A 16098-nucleotide genomic window follows, 5' to 3' on the forward strand; every position below is an offset into this window, starting at 1 on the left:
AATGAAAAAGAAAATGTTTGTTTTTCTAGGTATTATTGTACTGTTGTTCGTTGGTCTATACATGTTGAACAGCTATAAAAATAATCAACTGACAAATCGGGATGACAATCCATATGGGGATAAGAAGTTGGATCAAGCTACCATCGATCAATTGGATGACCCAAACTATGGTAATCAGATTCTGCCTGATGAACTAGATGAAAAAGTTTCTGATGGAGACGCAATGACGGTCTATTTCTACAGTCCTACTTGTTCATACTGTAGAGCAACCACACCGATATTGGTACCTGCTGCTGAGGATGAGGGGATAGATGTTAAAAAGATGAATGTCCTGGAATTCCAAGATGAGTGGAATAAGTGGGGACTTGAGGCAACACCAACATTGATTCATTTTGAAGATGGAGAAGAAGTGGCTCGCTTAGTTGGACAACAGACAAAAGAAGAATTTATCGCATTTTTTGATGAATACGTGAAATAAGATAAAAAAATCGACTAGCCAAATAGGTCAGTCGATTTTTTTGGAACTAAGATATACTTCGTGTCATATCTAAAACAGCCTATGCTTCATCTGTGGAATACATATGATAGGTTGCAATAAATGGTCGTTCCAAGAAGTACGCAGGGGGTTTAGCAGATAAATCTTGAAATATTTGTTGGTAAGCATGAGACCCTTTCCAATTTTCATAATCCTGTTCTGTAGCCCATTGGGTTAAAATGACGTACGTATTGTTTTTTTTGGGTCTTAGAAAACGAAATGCTTGAAAACCTGGTACATTCTCAATGACTTGATTGCGGTCTCGGTAGCGATCCTCAAAAATAGTTCGACCATCATCAGCTACTGGGACATTGTTCATCATTACAAAGCCTTTATCCTGTAATGAACCACTCGTATAAAGTGCTTCATAAGCCCTGCCAGAGGAAAATACATTTTTTGTTGCGTTTTCATAGTATGCTACTGCATTCGCACCACTTGTCATGAAATGAAAATCCAAAGAAGGATGCTTTTCCTTGATTTTGATGAGAAAATCAATGGTGCCTCCCGTCATATAAACATTCATCCCCATGTTATACGCTCCCTTCTAAAATACACGCTCTACCGTAATCATACCCGAACTTTTTTAATATTAGTCATTTTAATGATACATACACCCAATATGAACCTGCAAGAAAAGTGTGGGAGTTATCTAGAGTATGATATACGTATGTAGTTAAAGTATCTTAAGAATATAGATACTTATTTTTTTAACTTAAAACACTAAATATCTGTATAAGAATTTTAAAGTCTTTAAGGTATTTAGAGATAAGGAGTGTAGTATGGCTAAAGTTATTAAATTTAAAAATGAGGACTCTGATAATCTTTATCTTCTAACTTCCAATAAAGGTGTCCCCTTTCTTTATCCTAATAAGTATTTGAAGTTCTTGAAGACTATAAATTTGGCATCAAACACCATTAAGTCTTACGCTTATAGATTGAAGTTGTATTGGGACTTTATTGAATTAAATCAGATTGACTTTAAAAAGATTTCAATGGAGGATTTAGTAAAGTTTATAGGGTGGCTGCAAGGTAAATCCAATATTAATGCAAAGAGGAGGCAACCTAGCACTATAAATTACAATGTTATGGCAGTTTTCGGATTTTACAATTACTTGGAAAGATTTCATTCAGATATACTCGAAAGCCAGTTGGACTTTTACTCTAATTCAAACAAGAAGCATTCTTATAAATCCTTTCTTGAGCATACAAAGACCAGTGTTAAATATAAGTTAAATGCTATAAAACTGAAAGAAACAAAAAGACCATATAAAAAATTATCTGAAGAGCAATTAAACCAAATATTCCAATCCAAATTAAATATAAGAAATATGCTATTAGTAAGTGTCCTTTATGAATCTGGTATAAGAATTTCGGAGGCATTAAACATTAAACTTGAGGATATCGACCTCTCTGATAAAAAAGTAGTGATAACTAAATCTAAAACATCATCAGGCGAAAACAGATTAGTTTTTCTATCCGCAGACACAATCAATTTATTGCAAGATTATATATATGAAGTACATGAAAAAAACAACTTTGATAGTGATTATTTATTTTTAAAATTAAGTGGATCATCCAAAGGTCAGGTTTGTGATTATGAAACTATAGATGCATTTTTTAGAGATTTATCCACAAAACTAAAATTCAAAGTTACTCCTCATATGTTTCGGCATACCTTGGCTACTGAACTTCACGAAAAAGGAGTTGAAATATCAATAATTAAAGCATTATTGGGGCATAAGGACGTTCAAACAACCATGAACATGTATATCCATCCTTCAGAAGAATCTATAAGAGATGAATACAACAAGGTAATGTTACATAGAGAAAGGAGCTATATAAGATGAATCCTGAAACTGTCAGAATACAAAATATTATTGAAGATTTTTTTGACCATAATTTATGTTTTAGACCGGATGTTTGGAATAGCGATAACTTGAAGGTAGCAAAAGAATCCAGCAGACCAGTGAATAAGTACAGAAATACACTTGACTTTACTATATGTAAAAATAATTATATAAAGAATGAGATTAAATATTATTTCGGAAAAAACCTGAAAGATAGTTTATATTCTGTTATTACTATATTCGAAGGAAAAGGACATCACTTAAGACGGATGCTTAGATTTATGGATACAAGATATCCCTATATAAAAACGGTGTTGGACATTCCTAAAGAAGAATTAATGTTAAAATATACAAACTACTTAATTGATGCTGGTATAAAAGTTAAAAGAATTAATAAGAAAACAAACAGTATGCATGTGACAGCAGTAGTTTCATTAATGAGTATATTTTATGATTATATATATGACGTCTTTGATCTGACACCTGAGTATGAAAAAGATATCTGGGATGGAAAGAAATTACCTATAGAATTGAACTATACTAATACAGGTACAAAAAAAATAAAATTTACAAAAGTAAATCAAGTACACAAAGAGTTAGTGAAAAAATATCTATATACTCGAATTGTAGAATTGAAAAACTTAAGTTTTTCAATTGGAATCCGATACGTTCGCGAAATTACCTTATTTGTGAATTTCTTAAATAATAACTATCCAAAGTTACAATTAAAAGATATTGACCGTAAACATTTAGTAAGTTATTTACAATATATAAAGAACAAAAAAATATTAAACAAGAAAACTCGTGAGAAAATAATGGCTACCAATGTTTATGTAAGTAGCAATCTAACAATAGTAAGAAAATTCCTGACAGACTTGAAAATTTTCAACTGGAAAGATGCACCAATTGAGCATATCGAAGCTTTATTTCTACCAAATGATAATCCCCGTCGAACTAAAAGTCAGAGCTACGACAACCCCAAGTATATTCCAGACTATATATGGGACCAAGTCGTTGAAAATATTCATTTAATTGGTGACAGGTATATACCCATTATCTTAATTATGGAAGGTACAGGGTTTAGAGGTACTGACGTACTAGGATTAAAGATTAATTGTTTAGAAAAAGATAATAAAGGTGATTATTGGTTAGTTGGTGATCAAAGGAAAGTAAACTATAAAGATCATAAAGTTCCGATCTCGGTAGAATTAGCTAAAGTTGTTATAGCTCAACAAGAAATCTGTAAGCAAAAATCAACTTCTGAAAATAATCCAGATAACTATCTTTTTGTTTCTTACCGAGGTCCACGAAAAGGTAAACCACAAACTACGGCAACGCTTTCTACTGTTTTAAATAACTTTGCTAAAAAAGTGAATATAAGGGATGTCAATGGTGAAATCTATAGATTTAAAAATCATGCTTTTAGGCATAGGTATGGTGTAACACTAATTAACAATGGTATGAGTATCGTACACGTGCAAAGATTAATGGCTCATGCTTCACCTGAAATGACATTAGCTTATGCGAAGATACATGACCAAACCTTAAAGGATGCTTATTTTAAAGCGAAAAGTAAAGGTGGAGTCAGATTTGATATAGAAGGCGCTCTAATCAAATCTAATATCGATGAACAAGCTTTAGAAAATGATTTAGAACTAGAGTGGGTTAGACATAATTATGATTCAATACGAATGGATCATGGAATGTGTATTAAGAGTACAAAAATGAAATGTGATTACGCAGAAAAAGTCATAGAACCACCATGTATTGCAAACAATTGTAGAAGCTTTCATGTAGACAGTTCCTTTGGTGATTACTACAAATCTCAAATAGCTGCTTTAGAAAAAGATATAAAAATTTATGAAAAAAATGGACATGTACGATCGTTAGAGTTTGCTAATAAAAAAATTGAAAGCTATAGAAAGGTTTTAAATGAAATTACTGAACATGAAAATGTAAGTGGTATACCTAAAGAAAGACGTGAATACGTGGGAGAGGAAAGAGTAAAGAGTGGCCAATAAAAAACCAAATACATCTAAAATTATCGCTTTAGCTAAGCAAAAGTCTTATGATACAGAAAAAAAGGTGTTCGAGACTATTAAAAAAATGATTAAAGAGAAAAAAGTAATCAATTACAATACAGTATCGAAAGAAAGTAAAATCTCCAAGTCCTTCCTATATAAAAATGATGGGATTCGAAAAAAAATAGATATGCTTAGAAACGAGCAATCCAAATTAAAAAGTGTAGTCAATCATAAACCAAATACATCGGATAAATCCAAAGATATCATAATTGAATCTTTAAAATTTAAAATTGAACGGTTAGTAAAAGAAAACAAAGACCTAAAAGAAGCTCTAGCAAGTAAGTATAACGACTTCTATAAAAATTTGTGATTGTTGTAGTGAGCTTTTTTGTCTATTTTAATCTCAACTTTGAAGTTAAAGTATTCTCAGTTTAATTATTACCAAAAAGTCATCCGTCACCCAAAATTGAGATACTTTCAAAATAAAAACCAGAAAAAATAACTATTTTGAGGGTAATATATCTTATTATTATTGGAGTATTTGGGTATTTCCTTTCTTTTTATGATGCAAAGATGAAACATAAAAAGCCTGATTCCTGTTTTTGTAACGTATTGAGATCCCAGCTGCCTATTACAACCATACCTATATTTTCATTATTCGCATGTTCAATAATTGTAGGACTAGGATAGCAACGTAATATTTTAACCCCATAAACTATATTTTTTCTTTTGTTTTTTATCAACAGGAGCAAGTTTTTTACGTCGAGAATATTCTAACTCTGCTTTTCCTTGTAAATGAAGAATTTCATTTTTAGCCTTTTCAAAATCAGTAACATAAATTCCAGAATTTTTATATTCTGGAATTAGAGATGCAATCTTTATTGCTTCATCGATTACTCACAAAGAGTTCCCTGATTCGTCTACAGTCAATAATATTTTTAATATATTTCTTTTCTCATTGTCTTTTTCACGATATTTGCTTACGACTTTATCTAATATACTCACAGCAGAATCATCCCAAATATATGTATTTGAAAAATAAATTGTTATTTCTTTGTATTCAACGCTAAGATCAAACGACTTTAAAAAGTCCTCAATTTGGGATTGAAATAAACATTCTTGGCAAAATGATGTGCTTTAGAATTAATTCAATCCCTTGTCATGAAAATTTTCGAACATATCTAATCATACTCATTTTCATTGACACGTCTTTTTTAAAAGCGTAATATAAAACCAAGACATATCAAAATAATTCGATGGGAGGAAAACAGCATGAAAACACAAATCGATATATGTGCGAATAACCTACTTAATTATCAAGAAAAATTTAAAGCTCTTTCTGATGAATATAGACTTGACATTTTAAATATACTATCAAAAAATGGAGAAACATGTGTCTGTGATCTTAGCGAGCTATTAGAGTTAAGTCAATCAAGATTATCTTACCACCTTAAAATATTATTAGATGCAGATTTTATTTCAGTCGAAAAAGAAGGGAAGTGGAATTACTATTCTGCGAATCCGAAAGAAATAAAAGAGATTTTATCAGAAGATCTTTATTTTAAATTATATCCTATTGATAAATAATTTTTATTTAATAAATCAATTTTTTTGATGTGAAAGAAGGGAATTATATCAAATGATTGAGTTCTTAAAAAACTTTATTCTGCTTTTTTTGGAATTAACAGCTCTATTTATCGTAATTAGTTTTATTGTTAGTTTATTACAGCAAGTTGTTACAGAAGAAAAAATAAAAGGAATTTTACAAAAAGGTAATAAAGCAACAGGGTATATTTCAGGAACATTATTGGGTGCACTTACTCCTTTTTGTTCTTGTTCGACAATACCTATATTGGCTGGTTTATTAAGCTCTGGCGCCCCTTTTGGACCATCTATCTCTTTTCTAATATCTTCACCATTATTAAATCCTGTTATTGTTATTCTTTTGTGGAAACTGTTGGGCTTTAAGTTAACCGCCTTCTACGTTATTGCAATGTTTATATTCGCAGTACTGGCTGGTGTAACTTTTAATGGTTTAAAATTAGAAAAGCATCTAAGAAATGTAAGAATACGTAGTTCACAAAATGGAGTAGGACAGAAAGAATCGAAGTGGATCATTGCATTAAAAGATGCTTGGAATTTTTTCTATCCAGTATTACCTTATTTGGTTATAGGGGTACTCATCGGAGCAATCATTCATGATTTTATCCCAGCGGAATTTATTACATCCATTGCCGGAGATGAACATCCATTTGCAATTCCTATTGCCGCTATAGTAGGAATACCAATGTATATTCGGGTTGAAACGATGATTCCAATATCAGAAGCATTGGTAAGTAAAGGAATGAGTATGGGGGCTGTCATTGCACTTATCATTGGAGGTGCAGGAGCAAGTCTACCAGAAGTATTATTATTAAATAAACTCTTCAAACCACGTTTATTGGCGGCATTTGTTATTGCAATTCTTCTAGGTGCTACTGTTACAGGTTATATTCTTTACTTCATTTTTTAAGGAGGTGTGATCTATGACGAAAAAATCAATATTTAAAAAAATATTCTCTTCAAATAAAGATTGTTGTTCTGTTGAATTTGAGGAGGTTGAAGAAAACAATGAAAAGGAACAAAATAAAGACAAAACGACCAAAAACGAATCTTTAAGTTGCTCGTCTAAAGCAGAATAAAAACTAATTCCATTCTATTGAAGAGCAATTCTAATATACCGTCTAATATTTTAGACGGTATATATGTTTTTACTAATCTATATGTAAATAAATTTAGTAACGTATACTTCACTTCACAACTAGGAGGGAATCATATGATCTATAATAACGATAACATTAATAATCTGCCAGTTGCTATTATAGGTGGTGGACCAGTCGGTTTATCTGCAGCATCCCATTTAGTAAGTAGAAATCAACCATTTATATTATTTGAGTCTGGTGAACAGGTAGGAACAAGCTTTTTAGATTACGGTCATGTTCGCTTGTTTTCCCCTTGGGAATATAATATAGATCCTGCCTCAAAAAAACTTTTAATCGAAAATGGCTGGAACGAGCCTGTTCCTAAAAGGTTACCATATGCTAGCGATATTTTTTATGAGTATATAAAGCCACTTTCAGAGCATCCTGATTTAAAACCACACATTCATTTAAAAAGCGAAGTTATTGCTATTGGGAGAAATAATAAAGACAAAAGGAAGTCAACAAATAGAAATAAGACACCATTTATTCTTCATGTGGAATCTTCCGGAAAAAGAGAATCCTTTCTTGCCAAAGCAGTAATAGATGCATCTGGTACATGGCAACAACAAAACCCGATAGGAGCAGGTGGAATTTATGCACGAGGTGAAAAAGAATCCTCAAAACATATATTTTATGGGATTCCTGACGTTTTAAATAAACATGAAGAACGTTACATTGGGAAAAAAACGTTGGTTGTAGGAAGTGGTCATTCTGCTGTAAATACATTGATAAACTTAAGTGAACTAAAAAGAAAAAATCCAAATACAACGATTGTATGGGTGTTGCGAAAAAAAGAAGTTTCTGAAACATTTAGTACTCCGAAAGATAAAATATTAGGTAGATACAAATTAGAAGAAAACATAGAACAGCTAGTAAGTAAAGGTTATATAGAGGTCCATACACCTTTTTATATAAATGAAGTTCGACAAAAAAACAACAAAGTAAACGTACTTGGAAAGTTAGGTAAAGAAGAGCAAATCATTACAAATGTAGATGAAATTATATCCACTACAGGATCTCGACCTAATTTCAAATTTTTAAGGGAAATTCGTTTTGACAGGGATCCAGCAATAGAGTGTGCACCGAAATTAGTTGATATTATTAATCCCCAAAAAGGAATTGTACCTCCGCATGGAGAAGAAAGACTTCGACAGCCAGAAGAAGGCTTTTATATAATAGGAGCTAAAAGTTTTGGAAGAGCTTCAACGTTTTTTTTAACAACTGGTTACGAACAAGCACGTTCAGTTGTATCATACTTATCAGAGGATATTACTTCATCTCATCAAACAAAAATAACATTGCCATCATTTTGGTATGAAAATGAATAGATAAGCTTGCGATGTTTGTGAATAAAAAATCCGAGGGCATTTTATCCCTCGGATTTTTACTTATTATTTTCAGCAAACTCTTTAATACGTTCCTCAATTTCATCTCTTACCCTCTGAAAAACACTCCACTTTTCTTCTTCTGTGCCTTCTGCTTTCGCAGGGTCATCGAATCCCCAATGCCATCTTGTAACATGTGGTGGTGTCATAGGACAACTATCTTTCGCATCACCACATAACGTAATAACAAGGTCTGCATTGTTTAAAACATCTCGATCAATGAGATCAGATGTTTGTGTTGAAATATCCACATCCACTTCCTTCATTGCTTTTACAGCATTAGGGTTTAGTCCATGTGCTTCAATTCCAGCGCTCAGAACTTGCCATTCTTCACCAAGATATTTTTTACCCCAACCTTCAGCCATTTGGCTACGGCATGAGTTGCCTGTGCATAAGAAGTATAGTGTTTTTTTTGACATAATAAAAATCCCCTTTTTTTGTGTTTTATTGTATGAATGATAGCCACGTATATAGTCCAATTAATGTAAACAGGAGTGTAGGCACTGTTAGGATAATACCGATTTTAAAATACCTACCCCAAGAGATTTTCACACCTTTTTGAGACAGTACATGCAACCATAGTAAAGTGGCCAAAGAACCAATCGGCGTTATTTTAGGACCCAAATCCGATCCGATGATATTTGCATAAATCAATGCCTCACGAATTGGTTCTGTTGTATTCGTTTCCGATATTGCTAGCGCATTAATCATAACGGTCGGCATATTATTCATAATCGAAGATAAGATTGCTGCAATAAAGCCCATCGAAATCGTCGCTACAAAAAGTCCTTGATTGGCTGCCATTTGAATGACTTCTGCCAAAACACCTGTCAGTCCGGCATTACGCAATCCGTAAACAACCACGTACATCCCAACTGAAAAGAATACGATTGCCCAAGGAGCCCCTTTAATTACTTGCTTCGTGTGGACAGCAGGACTTCTTTGCGCCATAAGCATAAAGAAAATGGCTGTAATTCCAGCAATAATAGATACTGGCAATCCCGTAAACCCACTAGAGAAATAACCTACGAGTAATACGCCTAAGATTACCCAAGCTAGTCGAAACAATTTTATATCTTTAATTGCATCTTTCGGTTCTTTTAAATCCGCAACTTCATAGTCTTTAGGAATACTTTTACGGAAGAATAACAACAGCACTAAAATACTCGCAACTAATGCAAATAAATTAGGTACAATCATCCGAGATGCGTACTCGACAAAGCCAATACCGAAAAAGTCTGCTGAAACAATATTGACTAAGTTACTCACAACCAATGGCAATGATGTGGTATCAGCTATAAAACCACTGGCAATAATAAATGGGAAAATCATCTTTTCATTGAAATTCAAATTTCGTACCATTGCAAGTACAATTGGCGTTAGTATGAGAGCAGCTCCATCATTTGCGAACAAAGCAGCAACTACTGCCCCCAGAAGACTGACGTATACGAACATGCGAATTCCACTACCCTTGGCTAATCTGGCCATATGAAGGGCAGACCACTCGAAAAATCCAATTTCGTCTAAGATTAATGAGATAATAATAATCGCGATGAAAGCGAGTGTGGCATTCCATACAATCCCCGTTACGTCTATCACGTCTTGAAAATTAACTACCCCTACTAATAAAGCAACTACTGCACCGATACAGGCAGACCACCCAATTGATAATTTTTTAGGCTGCCAAATGACAAAAATCAGTGTGATTACGAAGATCAATGATGCGGTAATAATTGAAGCCAACTTGCATTCTCCTCCTTACTGACAACAAACTCGAAGCCCTTGTGCCTCCAGTTCAGCGATTGATTCATTCTGATCCGGGAGATGTTCAAGGATACTTTTAATAAACGGATAATCTTCATGATGTTCATTAATCGAAAAGAAAATCCATTGGCCTCTGCGTTCTTCTTTAACCAACTCAATATCTCTAAGTTTACGCAAATGCTGGCTAATCGCCGGCTGACTCATTTTAAAAATCTCAACAAATTCACAAACACAACATTCATGTGACTTGAGTAACTTCATCATCGTCAAACGTGTTGGATCTCCAAGCAACTTTAACAGCTGTGATGCTCGTTGCAGATCAATCGTTACTGTTGTATTCATGTATCATCCCTCCTCTTCGTCATCAGTATATAACCATATGCTTATATACGCAAGTGCGTTAATCATTTTTGGGATGAAAAATTAATTAAGGTGCTTAATTCTAAACGATTCCAAATCGTTTAGAGCTAAGCACCTCATTTTGAGGAACATAATTCCTCAATATTACTTATTCGCTAAATCATTATACGCTTGTAAAAACTTTTGATATGATTCACTACCTAATTGGCGTGAATCATTGTTAAATAAGAGTTGAAAAACAATTTTTTTAGCTTCGTCTAAATCGGACGTTCGAGACGCTAGTATTAGCTTGAAGTAGGATTTAAAGTAGGCATCACTTAGTACACCTGCACGATTAATGATCATTACTGTCACCTTTTAAAGTTATAATTTTTGATTACTTCTTTTCAGTGGAACAACATGAAGACTCACTTTTACTTGCCGTACCTTTATCAGTAACCTTTTCATCTTGCTCTTCAACCTCTTCAATTTCGACTGAACAACAATCTTGCTTTGATGAAAAGATCTTTTTAAATAACGATTCCTTTTTCATTCTTCTTTCACCTCCTTAAAATATAAAGTACAGAATGTATCCTGTTGTGACAGCACCGATGAAAATCGCAATAATAAAGGCTGCTAATAATCTCGGCTTAAATAATTTGTTTAACAGTAGAACTTCAGGAAGACTCGCCCCTGCACCTCCAATTATCAGTGCAATCACAGCCCCCATACTCATTCCTTTAGCTACCAATGCTTCCGATATAGGAATCATCGTTTCAACCCGAATATACATTGGAATTCCTATTACAGCAGCCACAGGGATTGCAAACGGATTATCATTCCCTGCAATTGCTGTTATAAACTCAGCAGGAATGAAATCATGAATAACGGCACCAATGAGGACACCGATGAGCAAGTAGGGTAAAACCGGGTAAAAGAAGTTCCATGCATCTTTTAAAGCGAGAATCCATTTTGATTCTGGCTCTCCATTTTCATTTTGTTTGCGTCGAATTTGTACATTTTTCAGATGTTTCTCCAATCCTAATGCATTAAATAGGACACCTGCTAGCACCGCAAAAATAAACATACTGACAACGTAAAACACAGTCAATTTTAAGCCTAATAGCTTCCACAATAAAACCACGATAATTGGGTTTAATAAAGGTGATGCGATTAAAAAAGAAATAGATGGACCAAATGGAGCCCCTGAACTTAATAACCCTGCCAAAATTGGAACGGTTGAGCAGGAGCAAAATGGCGTAAGTGCACCTAAGAAAGTTCCAGAGAGATATCCTGTCGCTTTATTCCCTTTTTCTAAAACACTTTTGATTCTTTCCTCCGTAACAACTTGTTGAAGCAAGCTCACAAGGAAACTAATCACAAGAAATAACGCTGCTAATTCAACAAACATCACTAGGAAATTTTTGATAAATCCTATAATATCCATATAAATCATCCTTTTCAATTACTCACATCAATTTTTTTTGATTTGATGTGTAAAAAATTATCCTTATTCAGGATAAAATAAACAACAAAGATCCGAAGATAAAACTTTCTTTATTTCATTGGAATTTGCCGAATAATAATTCCATTTTCCTTCTTTCTCAACAGAAATGAAGTTCATATCTAGTAATATTTTTAGATGATAGGATAATTTTGATTGAGGTAACCCTAGTAATTCACCTAAGTCACAAACGAATGTTCTTCCTTTTGTAGCCAAAATGCGCAAAATATGAAGTCTCTTCTGATCCGATAACGCTTTAAAACTCTTCTCATGATCGAATAAAGTGGTATCACAAATGCCCATCTGTTTTGCCATAGCTATTTCTCCTCCTCGCATCAAATATTCTTGATGTGTAGTATCATATTCTAAGTTATAAAAAATGTCAACCCACCATTTTCAACTTACTATTAAGTTCCAGTATATCCAAATAAATCATCCTTTCTGATTACTCACATCAATTTTTCTTGATGCAATGTGTGAAAAAATATCCTTATTCAGGATAAAATAGACAACAAAGATCCGGCGATAAAATTTTCTTGATTTCATCAGAGTTTGCCGAATAATAATTCCATTTCCCTTCTTTCTCAACAGAAATGAAGTTTACATCTAATAATATTTTTAGGTGATAGGACAATTTAGATTGAGGTAACGCTAGTAATTCGCTCAAATCACATACACAAGTTCTTCCTTCTGTAGCTAGAATGCGCAAAATATGAAGTCTCTTCTGATCCGATAAAGCTTTAAAATTCTTCTCATAGTCAAGTAAAGTTGTATCACAAACAGCCGTCTGTTTTACCATAACTATTTCTCCTCCTCAAATCAAATATTCTTGATATGTATTACAATATACTAAGTCGTATAAGATATCAACCAATAAGTTTCGGCTTTCAATCAAGACTTTTTTTGATATCGGTTCATTTGATTAAAGCTAGTAAAGACGTCCACTGAGCTCATAAATTCCCTGATGAACGTCATAACTTTATTACCTTTTATTTCAACTCATCACAACAAAGACGCTCTTGTCGGAATCGAATCTGGATTATAACCAACCATTTTTAATTATAAACTGCTTAACTCAAAAAGTCTTCAGTTGCCACTATAAGTGAACTAGGTAATACATTCAAGCCTGAAGCCAATACAAAAATAGTATTGATTGTCGGCTTTCTCTTTCCTCTTTCCATTAGACTGATATACGTGCGATCTAAACCACAAATATGGGCTAACTCTTCCTGTGAAAACTTGAATTTGAAAAAAACCTATATAAGTCTTGGTAAAATAGAATTAATAAATAAGTTGATTCCTTATCCAGAATATCAAAAAATCTTGAATTCTGGAAAAAGAGTACTTGAGCAACACGAAAATACTAAATCTTAGACCATTATATTTCCTATCGTTAAATATATGTATTCAATGAATTGTATACTATCAAATAAGAAAAGTTTTTAATATACTCTTGATTTCAGGAGTATTATGCGTGTATTGATGAAAATAGAAACGGATTAAAACAGCTTAAAAATTTTTAAAATAGGTTCGCCGGATGAAGAAATAGGATGCTGATAAAGCTGGTAAAAGAAAGAAACCTGGCAGATAAGCTATCTTGTCCATGTGCTTTTGTTCATTGGCGAATTGTGTCGTATAATAAGTGAAATACAGATGTGATTTTGATAAGCTGCAAGCGGATGGAATGCAGCGTGGGAGATGACTTGTTATGAAAGATAAAATAGATGCGTTTATACGATGGTTTCCACCACCCTTTAAATTAAAAACCGCCCTAGTGATGATTGCGATGGTTTTCTTGTTAGCTTTAGCAGGGTACGGGGTTATTTTATTTGGCGGAAAGCACGTTGTTGATGAAGCGGCATTGGTATTGGATGCAGCAACTGTTTTTGAAACAGAAGATGGAGAAGAAATTGGCAGCTTGTATCATGAATATCGACTGCCTGTGGAAATAAAAACAGTTCCTAAACATGTTCAGCAGGCATTTATCGCTATTGAGGATAGACGTTTCCATAAGCATGCGGGTGTCGATTTTAAGTCTGTTGCCAGAGCTGTTTATCGTGATATATTGGCAGGAGGAAAGGTAGAAGGGGCTAGTACAATTACGCAACAGGTGGCAAAAAACTTATTTTTATCACAGGATAAAACGTGGTTACGAAAAACGAAAGAAATCATGGCGGCAATTTATTTAGAAAAAGAATATTCGAAGGACAACATATTAGAACTATATTTAAATAGTATCTATTTTGGGCATGGTGTATATGGGATAGAAGCGGCATCTGAAAAATATTTCAGTAAATCGGTTCAGGATTTAACTGTTTCAGAAGGTGCCCTGTTAGCGGGTCTTGGTAAATCACCAAACAATTACTCTCCAATAAATCATCCTGAACGTGCATTGGAGCGCCGCAATATCGTGCTCCGTGCAATGGAGTCTGCTGGAGTATTGGACACAGCAGAACGTTTACAAGAACAGGGGAAGACGCTTGGCTTAAATGTAAAAGAGAAGAAGGACCGTCCATGGCTTGCGAGTTACATTGATCTTGCAGCCAAAGAAGCGGCTGAACGTTATAAGCTATCCATGAATGAATTAAGACGTGGCGGATATCGCATCGTTGTGCACTTAAATGAAGATGTACAAAAGATTGCATATGAGCTATTCCAGAAGGATGCGTATTTCCCAGGTAGTACTCCTGATATGGAAGGCGCTTTTGTTATGAAGGAGCCCAAAAGCGGAAAAATTATTGCTGCTCTAGGTGGAAGAGAATATCAATTAGGTGATTTGAATCGCGTTCAGGTAAATAGACAGCCTGGTTCCACCTTTAAACCGATTGCAGTCTATGGACCGGCCTTGATGTCAGACAAATATCAACCCTATTCTTTGCTGCCTGATTATTTCCTGGAGCAGGGAAAGTATGCTGTGAAAAATGCGGATAATCAATATGCAGGAAATGTATCCATGTTTACTGCATTAATGCAATCTAAAAACACGTCTGCCGTCTGGCTTTTGGATCAAATTGGGATCCGTTACGCGAAGGGATATTTAAAACAGATGGGAATGGATATCCCTGATGAAGGATTATCCATCGCATTAGGTGGACTTGAATATGGCGTTACTCCTGCACAGCTTGTCGATGCCTATGGGATGATTGCTAATGGTGGAAGTTTGGTTGAATCACACACCATTGGGAAGATTTATGACAGAGACGGACAGTTGAAGCATGAGGCGAATTTAAAAGAAGACGATATTTTCAGCAAGCAGGTTTCTTGGAATCTGACAAAAATGCTTGAACAGACTGCTGAGAAAGGTACGGCCAGTGCTGGTAGCTATTCAAATGCATTAGCTGGAAAAACAGGTACTACCCAGCATCCATTTGTTGCTGGAAAAAATAATGATATTTGGTTTTCAGGATTTACTCCTGAATATGCCATTTCTATTTGGATGGGTTATGATCGTGTCAGCAAGGAACATTTTGTAACAGGAGGAAGCAGCTACCCGACTGAACTTGCTAAGCAGCTGTTAACAGAGGTGGACCAGTTATATCCATTGGCCCAAACATTTGAAAAACCTCGAGGTGTGGAGGATATTCCAAATCCTATTGTCCTGCCTGTTATTTCCGATGTACAAGGCAAACTAACTTTTGGTGGTTTGCAAGCGAAGTTAAGCTGGCAGGGAAGTAATGATGAAAGAATTATTTACCATATTTACAAGGAACAAGATGGTTTGGATAAAAGAATTGGCGAAGTGAAGGGAGAAACGTTCTACACAATTAATGGTACCAATCCATTTCAAGATAGCATCTATTACATTGTGCCATTCGATCCATTAACAGGGATGGAAGGAGAGCGGTCAGCGTCAATTCAACCAACGTTGTGACAATCTCATGACAAAGGTATCTATATACTATACACATATTAGCATAATCGATATAGTGAATAATTAGGGACGAATAAAATAGTCAAAT

Annotated in this window: 18 protein-coding genes and 1 pseudogene; 9 read left to right on the forward strand and 10 right to left on the reverse strand. The window is 34.2% G+C overall.

Features of this window, described 5'->3' with window-relative positions; translation table 11 throughout:
• The first annotated feature begins 1 nt into the window (after position 1).
• Positions 2–478 (forward strand): thioredoxin family protein, encoded by a 477-nt coding sequence (locus DX933_RS00505; RefSeq protein ID WP_123314522.1) that lies wholly within the window; start codon positions 2–4, stop codon positions 476–478.
• A gap of 79 nt (positions 479–557) precedes the next feature.
• Here DX933_RS00505 and DX933_RS00510 read toward each other — a convergent pair whose 3' ends face one another.
• Positions 558–1064: an antibiotic biosynthesis monooxygenase family protein gene (locus tag DX933_RS00510; protein ID WP_223805827.1), complete on the reverse strand. Its 507-nt coding sequence runs from the start codon at positions 1062–1064 to the stop codon at positions 558–560.
• Positions 1065–1314: 250 nt separating this feature from the next.
• Here DX933_RS00510 and DX933_RS00515 point away from each other — a divergent pair, with 250 nt between their 5' ends.
• From DX933_RS00515 to DX933_RS00540, 7 genes are all read left to right on the forward strand, one after another.
• The gene (locus tag DX933_RS00515) at positions 1315–2382 is read left to right on the forward strand and encodes a tyrosine-type recombinase/integrase (protein ID WP_123314523.1); all 1068 of its coding nucleotides are present in this window, start codon (positions 1315–1317) and stop codon (positions 2380–2382) included.
• Complete coding sequence (locus DX933_RS00520; RefSeq protein ID WP_123314524.1) at positions 2379–4403, forward strand: tyrosine-type recombinase/integrase; 2025 nt, start codon at positions 2379–2381, stop codon at positions 4401–4403. Before DX933_RS00515 ends, DX933_RS00520 begins: the two co-directional genes overlap by 4 nt.
• Positions 4393–4776 carry a DUF6262 family protein gene (locus DX933_RS00525; RefSeq protein WP_123314525.1) on the forward strand — a complete coding sequence of 128 codons (384 nt, stop codon included), beginning with the start codon at positions 4393–4395 and terminating at the stop codon, positions 4774–4776. Before DX933_RS00520 ends, DX933_RS00525 begins: the two co-directional genes overlap by 11 nt.
• A gap of 902 nt (positions 4777–5678) precedes the next feature.
• Positions 5679–5993, forward strand: a complete 315-nt coding sequence (locus tag DX933_RS00530; protein WP_123314526.1) for an ArsR/SmtB family transcription factor — start codon at positions 5679–5681, stop codon at positions 5991–5993.
• Positions 5994–6045: 52 nt separating this feature from the next.
• A complete protein-coding gene (locus DX933_RS00535; RefSeq protein WP_123314527.1) occupies positions 6046–6918 on the forward strand; it encodes a permease in 873 nt (290 codons plus the stop codon).
• A gap of 13 nt (positions 6919–6931) precedes the next feature.
• A complete protein-coding gene (locus DX933_RS18295; RefSeq protein WP_190279359.1) occupies positions 6932–7087 on the forward strand; it encodes a hypothetical protein in 156 nt (51 codons plus the stop codon).
• 134 nt (positions 7088–7221) lie between these two features.
• Positions 7222–8475, forward strand: coding sequence for an NAD(P)-binding domain-containing protein (locus DX933_RS00540; protein WP_123314528.1), 1254 nt, complete (start codon positions 7222–7224; stop codon positions 8473–8475).
• Positions 8476–8531: 56 nt separating this feature from the next.
• On the opposite strand, the gene arsC is transcribed toward DX933_RS00540, so the two are convergent.
• The 9 genes and pseudogenes from arsC to DX933_RS00580 all read right to left on the reverse strand — a co-directional run.
• A complete protein-coding gene (arsC, locus tag DX933_RS00545) occupies positions 8532–8951 on the reverse strand; it encodes an arsenate reductase (thioredoxin) (protein WP_123314529.1) in 420 nt (139 codons plus the stop codon).
• Between the two features lie 25 nt (positions 8952–8976).
• Positions 8977–10275, reverse strand: a complete 1299-nt coding sequence (locus DX933_RS00550; RefSeq protein WP_123314530.1) for an arsenic transporter — start codon at positions 10273–10275, stop codon at positions 8977–8979.
• Between the two features lie 15 nt (positions 10276–10290).
• Entirely contained in the window at positions 10291–10638 is a 348-nt protein-coding gene (locus DX933_RS00555) for an ArsR/SmtB family transcription factor (protein WP_123314531.1), read from the reverse strand.
• A gap of 162 nt (positions 10639–10800) precedes the next feature.
• Positions 10801–11001, reverse strand: coding sequence for a hypothetical protein (locus DX933_RS00560; RefSeq protein ID WP_123314532.1), 201 nt, complete (start codon positions 10999–11001; stop codon positions 10801–10803).
• A 31-nt stretch (positions 11002–11032) separates the two neighbouring features.
• Positions 11033–11188 (reverse strand): hypothetical protein, encoded by a 156-nt coding sequence (locus tag DX933_RS18300; RefSeq protein WP_190279360.1) that lies wholly within the window; start codon positions 11186–11188, stop codon positions 11033–11035.
• A gap of 15 nt (positions 11189–11203) precedes the next feature.
• A complete protein-coding gene (locus DX933_RS00565; RefSeq protein WP_190279365.1) occupies positions 11204–12088 on the reverse strand; it encodes a permease in 885 nt (294 codons plus the stop codon).
• 57 nt (positions 12089–12145) lie between these two features.
• On the reverse strand, positions 12146–12454 hold the full coding sequence (locus tag DX933_RS00570) for an ArsR/SmtB family transcription factor (protein WP_123314534.1): 309 nt from the start codon (positions 12452–12454) through the stop codon (positions 12146–12148).
• Between the two features lie 175 nt (positions 12455–12629).
• The gene (locus DX933_RS00575; RefSeq protein WP_123314535.1) at positions 12630–12938 is read right to left on the reverse strand and encodes an ArsR/SmtB family transcription factor; all 309 of its coding nucleotides are present in this window, start codon (positions 12936–12938) and stop codon (positions 12630–12632) included.
• A gap of 271 nt (positions 12939–13209) precedes the next feature.
• Positions 13210–13380 (reverse strand): annotated as a pseudogene (locus DX933_RS00580) (helix-turn-helix domain-containing protein); the annotation flags it as partial.
• A gap of 467 nt (positions 13381–13847) precedes the next feature.
• Here DX933_RS00580 and DX933_RS00585 point away from each other — a divergent pair.
• Positions 13848–16010 (forward strand): transglycosylase domain-containing protein, encoded by a 2163-nt coding sequence (locus tag DX933_RS00585; protein WP_123314537.1) that lies wholly within the window; start codon positions 13848–13850, stop codon positions 16008–16010.
• Positions 16011–16098 lie beyond the last annotated feature (88 nt).

This window comes from Ornithinibacillus gellani (assembly GCF_003730295.1).
GTDB classification, from domain to species: domain Bacteria; phylum Bacillota; class Bacilli; order Bacillales; family Amphibacillaceae; genus Ornithinibacillus_A; species Ornithinibacillus_A gellani.